The organism is Vibrio diabolicus, from assembly GCF_011801455.1.
Lineage (GTDB): Bacteria > Pseudomonadota > Gammaproteobacteria > Enterobacterales > Vibrionaceae > Vibrio > Vibrio diabolicus.
Window position 1 is genome coordinate 1967105 of the sequence record NZ_CP042451.1, and the last position, 15862, is coordinate 1982966.

13 protein-coding genes are annotated in these 15862 nt (G+C 45.1%); 8 read left to right on the forward strand and 5 right to left on the reverse strand.

Annotated features, from left to right (window positions below; all coding sequences use genetic code 11):
• Positions 1-5 precede the first annotated feature (5 nt).
• Entirely contained in the window at positions 6-629 is a 624-nt protein-coding gene (locus FR741_RS09395; protein WP_167426695.1) for a c-type cytochrome, read from the reverse strand.
• Between the two features lie 452 nt (positions 630-1081).
• On the opposite strand from FR741_RS09395, the gene FR741_RS09400 reads away from it, so the two are divergent.
• Genes FR741_RS09400 through FR741_RS09410 form a run of 3 tightly spaced genes read left to right on the forward strand, consistent with a single transcriptional unit; the run spans position 1082 to position 6372 of the window.
• A complete protein-coding gene (locus tag FR741_RS09400) occupies positions 1082-3346 on the forward strand; it encodes an OmcA/MtrC family decaheme c-type cytochrome (protein ID WP_167426696.1) in 2265 nt (754 codons plus the stop codon).
• 53 nt (positions 3347-3399) lie between these two features.
• Entirely contained in the window at positions 3400-4380 is a 981-nt protein-coding gene (locus FR741_RS09405; protein WP_167426697.1) for a DmsE family decaheme c-type cytochrome, read from the forward strand.
• Between the two features lie 9 nt (positions 4381-4389).
• The gene (locus tag FR741_RS09410) at positions 4390-6372 is read left to right on the forward strand and encodes an MtrB/PioB family decaheme-associated outer membrane protein (protein ID WP_167426698.1); all 1983 of its coding nucleotides are present in this window, start codon (positions 4390-4392) and stop codon (positions 6370-6372) included.
• Between the two features lie 85 nt (positions 6373-6457).
• On the opposite strand, the gene FR741_RS09415 is transcribed toward FR741_RS09410, so the two are convergent.
• The 3 genes from FR741_RS09415 to rsuA all read right to left on the reverse strand — a co-directional run bounded on the left by FR741_RS09415 (position 6458) and on the right by rsuA (position 9458).
• Positions 6458-7117 carry a DUF2913 family protein gene (locus FR741_RS09415; protein WP_167426699.1) on the reverse strand — a complete coding sequence of 220 codons (660 nt, stop codon included), beginning with the start codon at positions 7115-7117 and terminating at the stop codon, positions 6458-6460.
• The gene (locus FR741_RS09420; RefSeq protein ID WP_005393240.1) at positions 7117-8319 is read right to left on the reverse strand and encodes a Bcr/CflA family multidrug efflux MFS transporter; all 1203 of its coding nucleotides are present in this window, start codon (positions 8317-8319) and stop codon (positions 7117-7119) included. Before FR741_RS09420 ends, FR741_RS09415 begins: the two co-directional genes overlap by 1 nt.
• A gap of 437 nt (positions 8320-8756) precedes the next feature.
• Positions 8757-9458 carry a 16S rRNA pseudouridine(516) synthase RsuA gene (rsuA, locus tag FR741_RS09425; protein WP_167426700.1) on the reverse strand — a complete coding sequence of 234 codons (702 nt, stop codon included), beginning with the start codon at positions 9456-9458 and terminating at the stop codon, positions 8757-8759.
• Between the two features lie 121 nt (positions 9459-9579).
• Between rsuA and FR741_RS09430 the strand changes: the two genes are divergently transcribed.
• From FR741_RS09430 to rplY, 5 genes are all read left to right on the forward strand, one after another.
• Entirely contained in the window at positions 9580-11331 is a 1752-nt protein-coding gene (locus FR741_RS09430) for a DEAD/DEAH box helicase (protein WP_167426701.1), read from the forward strand.
• Between the two features lie 95 nt (positions 11332-11426).
• Positions 11427-11852: a PepSY domain-containing protein gene (locus tag FR741_RS09435; protein ID WP_012841930.1), complete on the forward strand. Its 426-nt coding sequence runs from the start codon at positions 11427-11429 to the stop codon at positions 11850-11852.
• 76 nt (positions 11853-11928) lie between these two features.
• Positions 11929-12588, forward strand: coding sequence for a response regulator transcription factor (locus tag FR741_RS09440; RefSeq protein ID WP_005378073.1), 660 nt, complete (start codon positions 11929-11931; stop codon positions 12586-12588).
• Positions 12578-13927 carry an ATP-binding protein gene (locus FR741_RS09445; protein ID WP_167426702.1) on the forward strand — a complete coding sequence of 450 codons (1350 nt, stop codon included), beginning with the start codon at positions 12578-12580 and terminating at the stop codon, positions 13925-13927. Before FR741_RS09440 ends, FR741_RS09445 begins: the two co-directional genes overlap by 11 nt.
• Before the next feature lie 284 nt (positions 13928-14211).
• Positions 14212-14490 (forward strand): 50S ribosomal protein L25, encoded by a 279-nt coding sequence (rplY, locus tag FR741_RS09450; RefSeq protein WP_005393245.1) that lies wholly within the window; start codon positions 14212-14214, stop codon positions 14488-14490.
• A 147-nt stretch (positions 14491-14637) separates the two neighbouring features.
• Here the strand turns inward: rplY and FR741_RS09455 are convergent, their stop codons facing one another.
• On the reverse strand, positions 14638-15153 hold the full coding sequence (locus FR741_RS09455) for a GNAT family N-acetyltransferase (RefSeq protein WP_167426703.1): 516 nt from the start codon (positions 15151-15153) through the stop codon (positions 14638-14640).
• Between the last annotated feature and the right edge of the window lie 709 nt (positions 15154-15862).

Consider the following 15862-nt stretch of genomic DNA (forward strand, 5'->3'; position numbering starts at 1 on the left):
CAGCGCTAGCGATAACTCGCATAGTATTCAACGAGCGCATTTAAATCATCGGCACTAAGCCCTTTGAATGCTTCGTCCATTTTCTTATCAACGGAGCGTTTCCCTTGCTTAAACTGTTTCAATGTCGTGGCGAGATATCCCTTCTGCTGACCAGCTAAGATCGACGCTTCGTCTAGAGCGTTGCTGCCACCATCCGAATGACAGTTCTCGCAGCCTTTCGCGTGGATAGCCTTACCTTTCATCGCTAACGCTTGATCAAAAGACTGCTTAGCTGGCACAAACTCGAGCCCAGCATAATGTTTTGCTAACTCTTCAATCTGCGCCTCAGATAAAGATTTAACTATCGACACCATGTCGCCTTTTTTGCTCGTGTCTCCGTAAGCGTGACTAACAGAATTTGCAGGCCTACCTTCTAGGTAACGTAGCATCTGGTCAAAAAAATTGAATTCGGGAATCCCTGCGATGGTAGGAATATTCGTGTCGGAGCTAACACCGTCTGGCCCATGACAGGCTTCACATTCGTATTGTGAAATTAGCTCACTTGGTGATGCTAAACTGTGGGAAACCAAAGCAGAACTGATGGCTAACACTGAGGAAATTTTTAGTGAGAATTTAATTATCTGGTGCATATTAGACTGACTCCGTAGTAATTATCTTTATTAATCAAAACCAGACAGCGAATAAACGATAAGAAAATCAATTTATAAACGCGACTTAAAACCAACGATATCCAAGATAAAAATATTAAGCCGTCAACTATTTAAAGTAGCGTAGTTCAATACCCTCACTTTTTCTGCGCCGACCTCTTCAATCGCAGAAAATCCAACCCAAATAATTGATTTAAAATGACAATAAATTCAACCCCAAAATTCACATACAAAAATAGTGGTTTATTTTAATAATATTTCATATTGCGTCTATACTCTTACAAGCCATGTGTTTCGATTTATTCAAGCGATGTAAATATGGATATTTTTTCTTTTGCCTTGAATATGAAATTAATATTTCAATCAATCGTTTATTGAAATATTCAACCATTCCCATGCATTCCCACTTACTTTAGGACGAATCGAGAGGGACTATGAACGGTTTAAAGTCGATCGCTACATTAATATTTTTTATTTTACTGCTCACCGGATGTGGTCCAGACAGCAAAAACGATCAGAATACACCACCACCTGCACTTGGTGATTTCGAGATCAGTGTTTCCAAGCCATCATTGGTCACTCAAGAAACCGGAGAAACCAAACTGGTGGTCGATTTTACCGTTAAAGACGGCAGTGACAGACCTCATGAGCTAGACGAAACGAAAGATTTTCGCATCGCACTTCTTAAAGCAATGCCCTCTCGTGTCGATACACAAAACTCGAGCGATCCAGCCTTTGCCTTCAATGGGCGCCATGGCAACACTTATTGGAAGAGTTTCCATCACTCAAGTAATACCGCAAATAACCGTGCCAGCATGGAGAGTGTTTGGGATGGAACATTAGTAAAAACAGACGAGGGATATCGCTACACGTTTGCCATTCCTGACGTTTTGAAAGTGTCCGATCCTTATACTGCCGACTCTTCTAGCAACAATGGTTTTATCGCTTGGGATGCGAATAAACTCCACCGAATCGTCATGGCGTATGGCGAGCAAGGCAACGGTTTTACCTACGTGTTTGAATGGGTGCCGCAAGAAAGTTCAGATACGGCTGTCTCCCGCAATGTGATTGAAACAGGCACCTGTGAAAACTGTCATATGGGCGAACCGCTTCATCATGGACCGGGCTATCGCTCAATTGATAACAACATTGCCGTTTGTACCGCTTGCCACAATGACAGTAACCCTGGCGCTGCGCCAGCCAGACGCCCTCTCGCTGCCATTGTTCATCAATACCACGGTAATGTTTTCAAATTAGGTAGCGACAGAAATAACACCGAGACTTACAAACAGCCTGTCGACGAGAATGACGTGCTCGTTACCGACATCAATGGTTTAGTCATTGAAGGCAACCCTTTCCCGCAAGATGCCCGCAACTGTACAACCTGCCATTCAACCGATGTCGCGAAAGCATCAGACGCCAACAATTGGTTTGAACACCCAAGTCAAGTTGCCTGTGAGACCTGTCACTTGTACCGAGACAGAGGAGCGCATGATAACCAAATCGGTACGGGTTGGGTAAGAAACGGCGAACCACAAAACTCCTGCTCTGGCTGTCACCGACCTTATGACCGAGACGACAATGGCGCTCCAATCATCGGCCAAGACGCAAGCCGAAGTGCTAAAACGGTTCACGTAATGCGTTTAGAGAATCTTGCAAAGGCACGTGATTCGCTTGAAATCAACGTTGAAAGCGCGCGATTTATTGATGACCAGTTTGAGGTTGAACTAAGAGTGTCGAAAGCGGGCACAGGTATTGGATCCATCGACGAACTGACACCTTTCATCAATGAACATGGCCACCTCAATTTGTTGCTGAACTGGGATAACGGCCAAGGCCCGATGGTCGCAAACAACAGTCTCAACGTCGCCGATGATGGCGCACTTGGTGACGGCTGTGAGGCTCAAGGAGAAGGCCTATTCTTGTGTCATAAAGACTTCACTGACGCTGCGATTAAGCCAATCTCCAACTCTACGTTGACGGTTAACATCGCCGACATGCCACTTTGCGCCAACCGTAGAGATGGCGAGCTCGCCGAATGCGTCACGTTTGAAGGCATCGATCTTATCAAATCGCCTTTCGTCATTGCCGCCAATAACGCATCCGGCTCGTTTGATGTGTCTGGTATCAACAAGCAACACAAACTGCCAGTGGGCGCGGACATTTCATCGTGTAACGATTGTCACAAAGAGCTGACTATCCATAAGCTTGGTGAGCATCCACATGCCGCCACCGACTTCCAACAATGTAAAAATTGCCATAACTCTGAACGTTCTGCGTTTTATCCTGGGATGGCGGCTGATCTAAAGTACCACGTACACTCATTCCACGCCTTTGGCTCCGCTCATAGCGGTGAAGCGCCTTTCCCTGGCGCAGTCAACAACTGTGAGGCCTGCCATACCAATGCTCAATACAACTTACCTAGCCAACAAAATACGCGCCCTTCTCTTGCGAGTGGTAAGTACTTTAGTCCTGCATTAGTCGCCTGTGGCGCGTGTCACTTAGAGTCATCTTTAGCTAATGCTGACCCGGATAGTGTGGCAGGAGATGCGACTCTGAACCATATGCTGAATCACGGCGCCGTATTTGGAGCAGACACCGCGGAGCAAGCCATGGGTACTGAGCAGTGTGCAACTTGCCATGCCATTGGCCAGTCACAAGGGGTAGATAAGGTTCACAAGGTATACGACTACCGTTGAATTCGTCATTGAACACAATGCTTTGACAATTAAGGACAAGAAAAGGAAGAGCTATGAAAGCAATGTTTCTGCGGTGGTTGGTAGCTGGGATACTTGGGTTAGGCGTCATCTTCACCGTCAGTTCGGAAGATGTCGCCGAGCCAGAACCCAAAGCGGCGACGTTAACTCAAGAAGAAATTGAAACTATATTGGACACCAAATTTTCTGAGGGGAAATACTCACGCCGTGGAGCAGATGGCTGCCTTCGTTGCCATGACGATACCTCAGACAAACCTGCAACCGGTATTTTCGACAACATCCACGGCAAGTCAGCGAACTTGCATGGGCCAATGAATGATAAACAATGTGAAGCATGCCATGGCCCAGCAAACAATCACGCGCGCAATCCGCGAAAAGGACAAGTTCGTGAGCCGATGATCACCTTTGGGCCAAACTCCTCTGTTCCGGCCGAAAAGCAAAACAGCGTGTGTTTATCTTGCCACCAAGATGCGAAACGCTCGACTTGGCATAGCAGTGAGCACGCTTTTGAAGGGCTGTCTTGTGCAAGCTGTCACCAACTGCACCAAAAAAACGATCCGATGATGGTTGCCGAAATGCAAGCAGACAAATGCACCGATTGTCACTCCCGCACCAAATCGGATATCCACAAACGCAGTCGTCATCCTATCATTGACGGCGTCATGACTTGTTCTAGCTGCCACAATCCACATCAGGCATTAAATGAAGCGAGCCTGAACTGGTCAACCGTCAATAACGCTTGTTACGAGTGTCATGCAGAAAAACGCGGCCCATTCTTATGGGAGCATGAGCCTGTAACTGAAGATTGTACATCCTGCCACACACCTCATGGTTCAGTGAACAAAGCCCTGCTAAATAAACGGCTGCCAATGCTATGTCAGGAATGTCACCGTGTGCCACATGCAAACGTAGCCATTCCTGAAAACGACTTGAGAGTGCGTGGCGGAAGTTGTTTGAACTGCCACAATCAAGTGCATGGCTCTAACCACCCACGTGGTCAAACATTAAGTTATTAGGAGGGAGGCATGAAACTATCTCAACTGTGCATCGCTATTTCCCTTGCTTTTGCTGTGCAAGCACACGCCAACGATTATTCGTTACAACGTTCTCAACCAGCCGACACTAGCCGCTGGCAGTGCAGTGGATGCAGCAGCGACGGCACGTGGAGTGGAGAAGTCAGCGCTGGCGTCGGTTACCTTAACAACGATGGTTCCTCGCGATTCTATAATTGGAATCCACCCGTTTACGGTACAAACTCTGACAACAAACACTTTAACGCGAGCCTAAACGCCAATATCGAACAATATGAAGACGATGGGTTCTACAATCGAATCGTCGTCGAAGATCTTGGTTTGCAACGCTTTTTACTGCAGTGGGAAATGGGGCAGTACGACGGATTACGTGTCCTCGGCAGTTATAGTGAAACGCCGTATTTCTGGAATCAGTCCTCACTCAGTGCGTATCATCCAAGAGAGGATGCACTCGTCAGTGGTGACCTATCGAAATATGAAAACTCAGTGACGCGAGAGACGTTTAAGTTAGAACTCAAGTACACACCACATACGCCATGGAAGCCATATGCATCCATGAAGCACGAACGTAAAGAAGGCACAACTTCGCTCTATTCATCGACCATTCCGGGTTACGCCAACGCGCCGGGATTCATACCCAAAGCCGTCGACCATGAAACCTTAAATACTCAAGTAGGAGTAAGCTACATGGAAGATTTTTGGCTGGTGGATATTGCGTATCGCGGCTCGTTTTTTAGAAATGACAAGTCCGCACTTTATTACGGCAGCACTACCAATCCTTACGCTAACCACCTCGCGTATGAGCCTGACAACGACTTTCACCAGTTTGCTGTCACGGGGAATTATCGGTTGAATCAACAAACGTTCAGCGGCCGCTTACTTTGGTCACAGACGTCTTCTGAAGGTGGGTTAAATCCGTTTCCACAGTCCCCCGTTAACTCCAATACATTCCATGGCGAAACTAACACTTGGCAAATGAGCGCGGATTACCACAACAAACTTTCGCGAGATACAGCTTTCGCCATTTCTGCAGACTATTCAGACAAAGACGATAACTCCGATAGAAACACCATCATCGGATCGACGAGAGAAAAATACGACCACACCAAAACCAAACTGGAAGCAACACTCAAGCATCGTGTTACTTCTGATGTGAAATTGAATACGGGTTACCATTTTAGACAAGATGAGCGAAGTTATGCTGATAGGAAACGTACCGATGAACAACGCGTTTTTGTTGGTGCCCAGTACAGACCAAATAGACCGTGGCAATTAGGCGGTAAAGTCTCCTACTCTTTTCGCGATGGCTCTGATTGGCAGGACGACAGCAGCGACTCGCCTAATTTGCGCCAATACTATTTAGCCGATAAAGAGAGGATTGAGCTCCGTGGCGACGGCGGCTATGACGTAACAAACGATGTCCAGTTACTTGCTGAGCTTTGGTACGGAAACGACGACTATGTTAAACCCGATATAGGTTTAAGCGAAGGAGAAGATTACGGCTACGATATCAGCGTCAACTTCAATTTACTCGACGGACTAAACGGGCATGTTTTTTACAATCAACAGGTCATCCGCTCCGAGCAACAACAAGCAAACTCTGACGTTGTCGGTTGGAATCGCTACACCACCAAACTCAAAGATGACATCACAACCATTGGCTTTGGTGTGAGTAAAGAGCAGCTACTAGACGACAAACTTTCTATCTCGTTTGATTACAGCTACAGCCAAGCTGATGGAAAATCTTCAACCACATCTGGTGGCTACCAATATCCCGATAACGAGGCGAACTCGTACCGATTTGAGGTCATCGCTGACTATGAAGTATCTGAAAATCAAAACGTGCAGCTTAACCTCCGTTATGAAGACTACTCAGAAGAGGATTACTTGTTTAACAACGAAACCGGAACGATGGGCGACGTTTTGCAAAGCTATGAAGGTCTGTATGGCGGCGTCTATTGGAAATATCGCTTTTAAGCACAGTGTGACGTAACAAAAAAGCATCAGACGTTTTAAGCGCCTGATGCTTTCGTATTTCAATTCTACTGCTGTGAGAAGTTGATTAAGCTTGGAAGCTCAAAGGAATCTCAGCCAATTGGTTACCTTCGTTTGCAGGGAAGATAAGGTACTCGCCGTGGTATTTCACCATCGATTTGTAGTCCGTCACTTTATGCACCATAAAGCCCGCTTGCGCTGCTTTCTCAACAAACTCAGCATGGTTGCCACGCACAAACCAGCTCATTGGTTTAACGAGCAACTCGCCGTCGAAGCAGCTTTCGCATTGGTCTGCACATAGTGCCAAAGAATTTTGACCTTCCGTGAAGATTTGGATTTTGCCACAACCAACCAATTGTTCAGAGGTAGAAACCTCCCAACCCGCTTGCTCCATTACGTCCAAAAAAGCTTCGACGTCAGAGTCTTTGATCACTTTTGAATCTTCACCTTCAGGGAAGAATTGCGCGTAGAAAGCAGAAATACGTTTGAAGATAAACAACAAACCAGCGTTATTCCCCTTTGAACGCCCCGCCTTTTGCCAACGAGTTAAGTCATCGCCGACCGTTCGACCAAAACGCTGAGATTTCAGAGCTTTTGTTACCCAACGAACAAGATAGTGGTTGTTCGCTACTGGCGCATTGGCCAACTTGCCAGAACGATGTTCCTGCTCCAGTTCATTCAGAGCAGAGTTAACCAAGTTTTGAATTTCTTTGGTGTAATTCGACATTACGCCTTTCTTCCTAAAGTCCAATAAAACAGTGCTGAAAGCACAGAACAAGCAAACATAACGATGATCATAGGCCACGCAACATTACCTGGTAGTGATGCCACCAGCGCGCCAACCAATGAGCCGATACCGAATCTTAACGTCCCCGCCAGAGACGATGCCGTACCCGCCATTGATGGGTAGCCACTTAAAAGCAGCGCCATCGCATTACTACCAATCGTCGACAATGTACCGATAAACAGCACAACAAAAGGCACGATGCCCCACAATCCGAAGTCCATCAACCAACTTACGAACAGACCAATGCCAGCCAAAAGTTGCACGAACAACCCAAAACGAAGCATGGCATGAGAGCCAACTTTCTTCACCAAGCGACCATTAATACTGGTCATGATGATCATCGCAACAATGTTCAAACCAAATAAATAACCAAAGTGGTCTGGTCGAACACCATATAAATCAATATAAACAAACGAGCCCGCAGTCAGGAATGCAAACATTCCGGAAAATGAAAACGCTCCAGAAAGCATCAAACCTATCGCTTCAGGGTTGGAGCATAATCTGGCGTAGTTTCTCATCGTAGTGCGAAAACGAAGCGGCTGACGATTTTCTGGTTTCAACGTCTCTGGGATTTTCCAAAGTACCAGTAGAATTACCACCACAGCGAAAATGGCTAATACCCAAAAAATAGAACGCCAACCAAACCAGATCGCTAGGTGACCACCTATCATAGGCGCGACCAAGGGTGCCATGGTGATCACTAAGGTGACGAAAGACATTGCACGGGCAAAGTCTTCACGGTCAAACATATCACGCACGACGGCTTGGATAATGACCGCCGCTGCTGCGCCAGCAAAACCTTGTGCCGTACGCACATAAGTCAATGCATCGATGCCGTTTGTGGTCGCACTCACTACCGCCGCTAATCCAAAGAAAAGCACACCCAAAATCAGTACAGGTCTACGGCCAAAACTATCGGCAAGCGGCCCATGAATTAACTGGCCAATCGCAAAACCTGCCGTATAAGCCGTCAACGTAATCTGAACCGCGCCAGGCGCGACCCCCAAATCTTTCGCGATGGTTGGCATTGCAGGCAGATACATGTCGATCGCCAAAGGCGTCAAAGCACCAATCGCTCCTAATACAAGAAACAATAGAAAACTGATTTGGGATTGCGGAGCACTTTGAGCTTTTTCTGTCATTCTTTTACCTCTTGTTGGAGCCCTACCGTCAATACTTGCAGAGCAAAGTGAAAATAACGGACAGTTCTCATATCGCGGAATGCAGAAGCCAAAGACCTGTTCTATCCAACGTTCGAGAATCATAAGGGCAAATATGTACCAAGGTGTGACCTTGACGAACTCGACATAGAAAAGCATGTGAAAGCGAAATGTGTTTATGGGAAACAAACACAATGCAGTAAAAATGATGGAATTGATTCCACCATTTATTCACCGTAGCCGAAGGCTTTGCAATAAGAGTATGCATGCCTCAGCTAAATGCAAAGGCATATCACTGAGATGAGTAAGCACACCGGAATCGTCTAGGCACTAATTTTGGTAGGAAAATTAATTTTGAGCCAATTCCTACCAAAAAAACTAGTTCCAATTGGGAACTAAAGAATTTCCCATGCCGATAATTAATTCCAAATAGAATCAATTTCTTCCGGCGTGAGGTAGCGATAATCGCCAGGTTCTAGTGCCTCATCGAGTTCAATCGAACCAATACGCTCACGATGTAAGTACTCAACTTTATTTCCTAACGCCGCAAACATGCGTTTCACTTGGTGATACTTACCTTCCACAATAGTTAACAATACTTCATTCTCGGCCTCGTTCACGATCTCCAAACGAGCAGGTAATGTTGCTTCTGATTCATTGCGCAAAATGATGCCTTGTTCGAGCTTTTCCGCGTAATCAGGCTGAATCGCATCGACAAGCCAAACACGGTACGTTTTCTCACACTTATGCTTAGGTGAGGTAATACGGTGAGACCACTTACCATCATCCGTAATCAACACCAAACCGGTTGTGTCTACGTCTAATCGGCCTGCAAAGTGAAGGTTTTCAATTTTAGGCTCATCAAGCAATGCGAATGCAGTTTGGTTGTAGCCATCTTCATGTGAACAAACAAAGTCAGCAGGCTTATACAACATAATGTAACGAGGACCAGGAGCACCTATAACGCGGTCTTCCCACATTACTTCTGCACCTTCAGGTACTTTAAATGCACCACTTTTTTGAACCTCACCGTCAACGGTGATGTCTCCACTTTTGATGATCTTTGTTGCCTGTTTGCGTGTTGCACCCAGGGCATCACACAAATATTTATCTAAACGCATGAATACCTCATTGAATTATACCCAAGTGATCTCCAAATCTTGGTTTAAAGGTCACTTGGGTATAAAAGTCAGGTATTATAGCGTTCCTCGTTCGAATAGTTGAGCAATTTCACATATTTTCATGTACACACTTCGTCCTTATCAAGCCGACTCGGTTAAAGCAGTCATTCATTACTTTCGTAAACACTCGACACCAGCAGTGATCGTGCTGCCAACCGGTGCCGGAAAAAGCTTGGTGATCGCAGAACTTGCTCGCCTTGCGAAAGGGAGAGTGTTAGTCCTCGCTCACGTTAAAGAGCTGGTCGAGCAAAACCACGCGAAGTATGAAGGTTATGGTTTAAAAGGTTCCATCTTCTCAGCAGGATTGGGGCGAAAAGAAACTGACCAGCAAGTCGTGTTTGCTTCGGTTCAATCGGTCGTACGTAACTTAGATTCGTTCAAAAACCAGTTTTCTCTGCTCGTTATTGATGAGTGCCATCGTGTGCCGGATGACAAAAACAGCAGCTACCAAAAAGTTATTACTCACTTACGAGAACTGAACCCAGGCATTAAGGTGCTGGGACTAACTGCAACGCCCTATCGTTTAGGAATGGGCTGGATTTATCAGTATCACACCCGAGGTCAAGTACGCACCGAAGAGCCTCGATTCTTCCGCGATTGTATTTTCGAACTACCGATCCGTTACTTGCTCGACGAAAACTTCCTCACTCCGGCCCGCATGATGGACGCGCCCGTTTTGTCTTACGACTTCTCGCAACTGAAACCCGCAAACACCGGACGCTACAAAGAAGCAGAAATGGACATGGTGATCGATAAAGCCAAGCGCGCCACTCCGCAAATTGTTGAGCAAATCATGCAATATGCGAGAGAACGTCAAGGTGTCATGATCTTCGCCGCGACTGTCCGACACGCACAAGAGATCCGCAGTTTACTGCCAGAAGGCGAAACTGAAATCGTCATTGGTGATACACCTACGCCGGAACGTGACGCGATCATCCAAGCGTTCAAGAATCGTCAAATAAAATATTTGGTCAATGTTTCGGTACTGACTACCGGGTTTGATGCGCCGCATGTCGATTTAATCGCGATTTTGCGACCAACAGAGTCAGTCAGTCTATACCAGCAGATTGTAGGGCGAGGATTACGCTTATCAGACGGAAAATCAGAATGTTTAGTGCTTGATTACGCAGGCAACAGCTACGATTTATACCAACCTGAAGTCGGTGATCCCAAACCAGACTCTGACAGTGAAATTATCACGATTCCCTGCCCGGCTTGCGGATTCAATAACAACTTCTGGGGGAAATTGGATAGTAACGGTTTCTTGGTTGAACACTTTGGCAGACGTTGCCAGGGTTACTTTGAAGATGAAGACACAGGCGAGCGTGAACACTGTGGCTACCGTTTTCGTGCCAAATACTGTGGTGAATGTGGTGCCGACAACGATATCGCTGCGCGCATTTGTCATGAGTGTGACGCAACGCTTGTTGATCCAGATAAAAAATTAAAAGAAGCCCTTAATCTAAAAGATGCATTGATATTTGAATGCACAGAAATGGACCTGTCAGTATTCAAGTCCAGTGATGGTAAATCTCAACTCAAGGTGACGTATTCTGGTGAACCATACCAAGGCGAAGGCAATGCGTTAGTTCATGAGTTTTGGTCATTGAGTACCAAAAAACAAAAACAAACGTTTAAAGACCAATTTGTGCGCCCTCACTTGGCAGACAAGCATCGCCCTTTTGAAGAGGCTTCACCGACACGTGTTGTTGCCAATCAACATCGTTTCCGTTTGCCTCAGTTTGTTATTGCAAGGAAATCCGGTCGCTTTTGGAAATTGCGAGACAAAATTTTTGAAGACGAGTTGAAATAACGTCTGCAACATTTAGTAAAACTGAACTCGATGATTCACTCTCTGTTCATCTATATCCGATATACTGCGGCTAACGTTCTAGAAAAGGTTTGACTATGTATAAAGCAACGACTTCTCAACATTCTGCGTTACTTTTCGGCCTTATCACGACATTGATGTGTGCACCAAGTTTCGCCAAGCATGACGACTACTATGCATCACAAAATGGTCACGCCATCGTGCAAGATGTCGAAAAGCCTGGAACACGTATTGAATTCGATGAAGATCAAGATGAGGTCTATCGCGCGGTTCAACAAGGATATATACGACCATTTTCGGACCTTTACGCCGCAGTAGAAAACGACCTATACGGCCGTATCATCAAGGTCGAGCTTGAAGAAGATGATGATGCTTGGGTGTATGAATTGAAAATTCTGTACAACAATAGCGTCCTGAAAGTTGAGTACGACGCCGCTACGCTGGAAATGCTTGAGATCAAAGGTCGCAGCTTTAACAAAGCGTTAAAGCCACAAAACAACTAAACTGGTCTAATGCGTAATCCCGACGCAATGCGTAGCTTACTTCGATAACACTCCCAACATAATAAGAATCACCAATATGAAAATACTTGTCGTTGAAGATGACCCTCGTTTAGGCGAGCAAATCATCGAAACATTAGAAAGTACCGGCTGGGTACCAGAATTATCTCAAGATGGCATAGACGCGCTGTATCGCGCGACATCGGAAGAATGGGACGCTATTGTTCTTGATCTAGGACTGCCGAAATTGGATGGCCTCACTGTGCTAAAAGGCATTCGAGATGAAAACATCAATACCCCTGTCGTTATCCTGAGTGCTCGCGATACCCTAACGCAGCGAGTTGAAGGTCTAAACGCAGGTGCAGACGATTACCTAACTAAGCCGTTTGAAATGGTTGAGCTTATCGCTCGTATTCGCGCGCAACTGCGAAGAGCATCAGGTAACGCCTCTCCTGTGATGCAAATTGGCGACTTGAGCTTGGATACGCGCACTTCTAAAGTCATGTGGCAAGGGCAAGCAGTAAGCTTAACGGCGCTGGAGTATAAAGTGGTCGCTTACTTTATGCATAACCCAGAAAAAGTAATTTCTCGCACCGAACTCGTCGAGCACATTTACAAACAAGACTTTGATCGTGACTCCAACACAATCGAAGTTTTTATCGGTCGAATTCGCAAAAAAATCGCGCCAAAGATCATCAAAACTGTCCGAGGGTTGGGATACCAATTAAATGCCGAATAAGAACAGGCTACCGTTGAACGCAATAAAACGACTGAGTATCAAAAGTCGCCTCGTTTTAGCGGCGATCGTTTGGTTGACGGCAATGATCCTCGCAGCTGGTGTGACGATACCGACCCAAGTGTACAACTATATGGTTGACGACACTCGCTCACAGCTGAGCATTTTTATGGATGAAATCGCCGCTCAGTTAGAAGTCGATGAGACTGGGCACCTCTCACTCGCTGCTCTGCTCTCAGATCCTCGATTTAACCGACCTTACAGTGGTTTATATTGGAGTGCCTCTACTGAGACGAGTCTCGAGCGTTCTCGTTCTTTGTGGGACAAAAAAATCGAATACAAAGGTCTGGATAACGATGCTTACGGCGCGAGAGGCGAAAGGCTGATTACCATCGAAAAAGCTCTGTACTTACCAGATTACGATGGGCCTATCCAAATCATTATTGGTATTGACGAAGAGCCTATCAAAAGCACCCTGCAAACGCTAATCGGGCAACTCTGGCTTATTTTAGGCTTATTATTCGCAGGGGTTCTTGCCGTCATTTTGCTGCAAATTGCATGGTCATTGAGTCCGCTTACAAAGTTACAAAAAGAGTTGGCCGAGCTGAAGTCTGGTAACAAAAAGAGTCTAGAAGAAACCTATCCGAAAGAGATTTCTCCTCTTATCTTCGACCTCAACGCTCTGCTTTTCCATTATCAGGAATTGTTAGAACGAGCTAGGAATCATGCAGGCAATCTCTCACATGCACTAAAAACCCCACTTTCTGTCCTAAAAAATGAAGTACAGACGTTAGAACCTAGTACGCAATCCCGTCTGCGTACTCCAATCAATCAAATACAAGACCATATCGATTACCATTTGGGTCGTGCTCGTATGGCGGGGTCTATGAATATTTTATCAGTGAAATCGAACCCAGCAGAGCGTGTGGATGCTATCTCAATGGCGTTTGATAAAGTGTATGCGAGCCGAGATATCTCCTTAATTAATGAACTTGATTCAGAGCTGAATGTAGCGGTAGAGCAGACCGATCTCGACGAAATGCTGGGTAACTTGCTTGAAAATGCCTATAAGTGGGCCAACAACATGATTCGTGTGCACTCCTCTCAGGATAAAGACAATATACACATCATTATTGAAGATGACGGACCAGGTATCCCTAAAGAGAAACTGAGTCAAGTAATCAAGAGAGGCGTTAGATTGGATGAAGCAACCCCTGGTTCAGGTCTTGGTCTAAATATAGTCAGTGAAATGGCACACAGTTACCGAGGTCAATTAACACTGGAAGCGAGCGCTTTAGGTGGCTTAAAAGCATCTTTAGTCTTACACCTCAGCCGAACATAAAGCATATAACGCATAAACTTTGTTCTTCGGACCATGATTAGTAAACCGATGAAAATGAAGCCGATGTGAACAAAATCCAAGCAAAGCGTTAAAAGGGATAGCCTTACACCCAGATAAATCATACCTTTTTGTTGATTTGGGGACGATTTGGGTTGCCCATTTATAAGTGGAATGATAGTATCCGCGCTCGCTTGAACAGTTCCTGTTTCAAGCTTTACCACGAACAACAAGGTCGCATTGTTGATTGTGAACATTTGATTTTTACTAATTTGAGAGTAAATACTATGAAATTCGAAGCAGTAGTACGTACTGAACTAGGTAAAGGTGCGAGCCGCCGCCTACGTCACGCTGGCAAATTCCCTGCAGTTGTATACGGCGGTGAAGAAGCAGCAGTAGCTATCGTTCTTAACCACGACGACATCGTAAACCAAATGGACAAGCCTGAATTCTACGAAGGCCTAGTTCTAGTTATCGATGGCAAAGAAGTTAAAGTTAAGCCACAAGACGTTCAACGTCACGCGTTCAAGCCAAAAGTTGAACACATGGACTTCATCCGTATCTAATTCCCTACCAAGGAATTAATCGGATTAAATCCAAACCTTTTGCATTAAAGATAATCGGACTTACCAACCGAGACATCTAAAAAATTTCAAAACCCCGGAGTCTTACCACCTCCGGGGTTTTACTATATGTGGCATATAACAATTGATTTACGAACGGGCAATGTACTTCACTAAAGTGAGATCCGTCAGCGTCATACGGTCAATGATTTCCGCCTCTTCCTCTCCAGTACGCACAAAACCACACTTCTTGTAAAAGTTAAGCCCCTGTTTATTGGTATCCAGTGCTTTCAAGCTTATCTGCATAACGGGCGTAGAGAGTAGACGCGTTTCTAGTTCATCTAACAATGCACTCCCTGCCCCTTGCCCATAATGCAAAGGAGAGACATAGCAACATGTTACCCACGCCGTTTTATCTTCACAGGTGTGGTTAGGTAGTTCGTAACTTAAAAAGCCGACGATTTCCCCCTGTCTCTCAACGACGATCAATTGGGCCAGTTGCTCAGTCATGACTCGCGTCCACATCCTTTCTCGGCGCTCAATCGTAAACTGATCGATGTAGCTCTGTGGCATTAACCCTTTGTATGCTACCTGCCACGAATCAGCATGTATCTTGGCGATTTGAGTTGCTTCCTCTCTGACTGCGTTCCTTACTGTGTATCTCATTACTATCCTTTCTTAAAATTCGCCACTTACAAATTCTTTCAACCCTACTCTTTGAATCGAAGCTCAAAGCGAGCAGCCACAGATGCAACGCTTTACATTACTCCATTTCATTTTCATTAATTCAATGATAGTGCACATCGTAATATCCGAAGAAAACGCCACGTTATTTACGTTTCACTTTCGCTCATTAGATTGAATCTATTTGTTTTAACATCCGGGTATCGAAAGCGGGATAAACACGGTAAGGTATCGAATAAGAATAAATAAACGATATCTAAGGCATAAGATTTCTAAACGGTCGCAATTATAGTAAAGAGAGAAATACCATTTCTGGTTGTATTAAACAGAGTAAGCCAAGATCAAACGAGTTTAGGTTTTACAGTGATCATTTTATATACAACACATTTCTCTCATCATCAGAGCGAAAATTTATAACGATTTGTGTCATAGCTGCTAAGAAAAACATGAACTTGGCAAAATAATCACCAAAATCAGCGCTATACTTCGCAAAAATGCGCATTGATTCACACAAACCACATTCATTCAATTGGCCACTTCACAAAATAACCCCCTCCCTCTAATTTCAATATACTAAAAACTATTTCTGTTTAATTGGAGACGTAGTTTGCAGGCTTATTAATTCATGTCTCCGATAGAAGTATAAATAAGAGATAGATCACTAAAGTTTCACATTAATTCCGTATATTTC

Bases quoted from the DNA above. Each gene is read 5' to 3' on its own strand.
- rplY (WP_005393245.1), top strand. From the start codon at position 14,212: ATGAAATTCGAAGCAGTAGTACGTACTGAACTAGGTAAAGGTGCGAGC.
- FR741_RS09395 (WP_167426695.1), bottom strand. From the start codon at position 629: ATGCACCAGATAATTAAATTCTCACTAAAAATTTCCTCAGTGTTAGCC.
- rsuA (WP_167426700.1), bottom strand. From the start codon at position 9,458: ATGCGTTTAGATAAATATTTGTGTGATGCCCTGGGTGCAACACGCAAA.
- FR741_RS09410 (WP_167426698.1), top strand. From the start codon at position 4,390: ATGAAACTATCTCAACTGTGCATCGCTATTTCCCTTGCTTTTGCTGTG.
- FR741_RS09415 (WP_167426699.1), bottom strand. From the start codon at position 7,117: ATGTCGAATTACACCAAAGAAATTCAAAACTTGGTTAACTCTGCTCTG.
- FR741_RS09435 (WP_012841930.1), top strand. From the start codon at position 11,427: ATGTATAAAGCAACGACTTCTCAACATTCTGCGTTACTTTTCGGCCTT.
- FR741_RS09400 (WP_167426696.1), top strand. From the start codon at position 1,082: ATGAACGGTTTAAAGTCGATCGCTACATTAATATTTTTTATTTTACTG.
- FR741_RS09405 (WP_167426697.1), top strand. From the start codon at position 3,400: ATGAAAGCAATGTTTCTGCGGTGGTTGGTAGCTGGGATACTTGGGTTA.
- FR741_RS09440 (WP_005378073.1), top strand. From the start codon at position 11,929: ATGAAAATACTTGTCGTTGAAGATGACCCTCGTTTAGGCGAGCAAATC.
- FR741_RS09430 (WP_167426701.1), top strand. From the start codon at position 9,580: ATGTACACACTTCGTCCTTATCAAGCCGACTCGGTTAAAGCAGTCATT.
- FR741_RS09455 (WP_167426703.1), bottom strand. From the start codon at position 15,153: ATGAGATACACAGTAAGGAACGCAGTCAGAGAGGAAGCAACTCAAATC.
- FR741_RS09420 (WP_005393240.1), bottom strand. From the start codon at position 8,319: ATGACAGAAAAAGCTCAAAGTGCTCCGCAATCCCAAATCAGTTTTCTA.
- FR741_RS09445 (WP_167426702.1), top strand. From the start codon at position 12,578: ATGCCGAATAAGAACAGGCTACCGTTGAACGCAATAAAACGACTGAGT.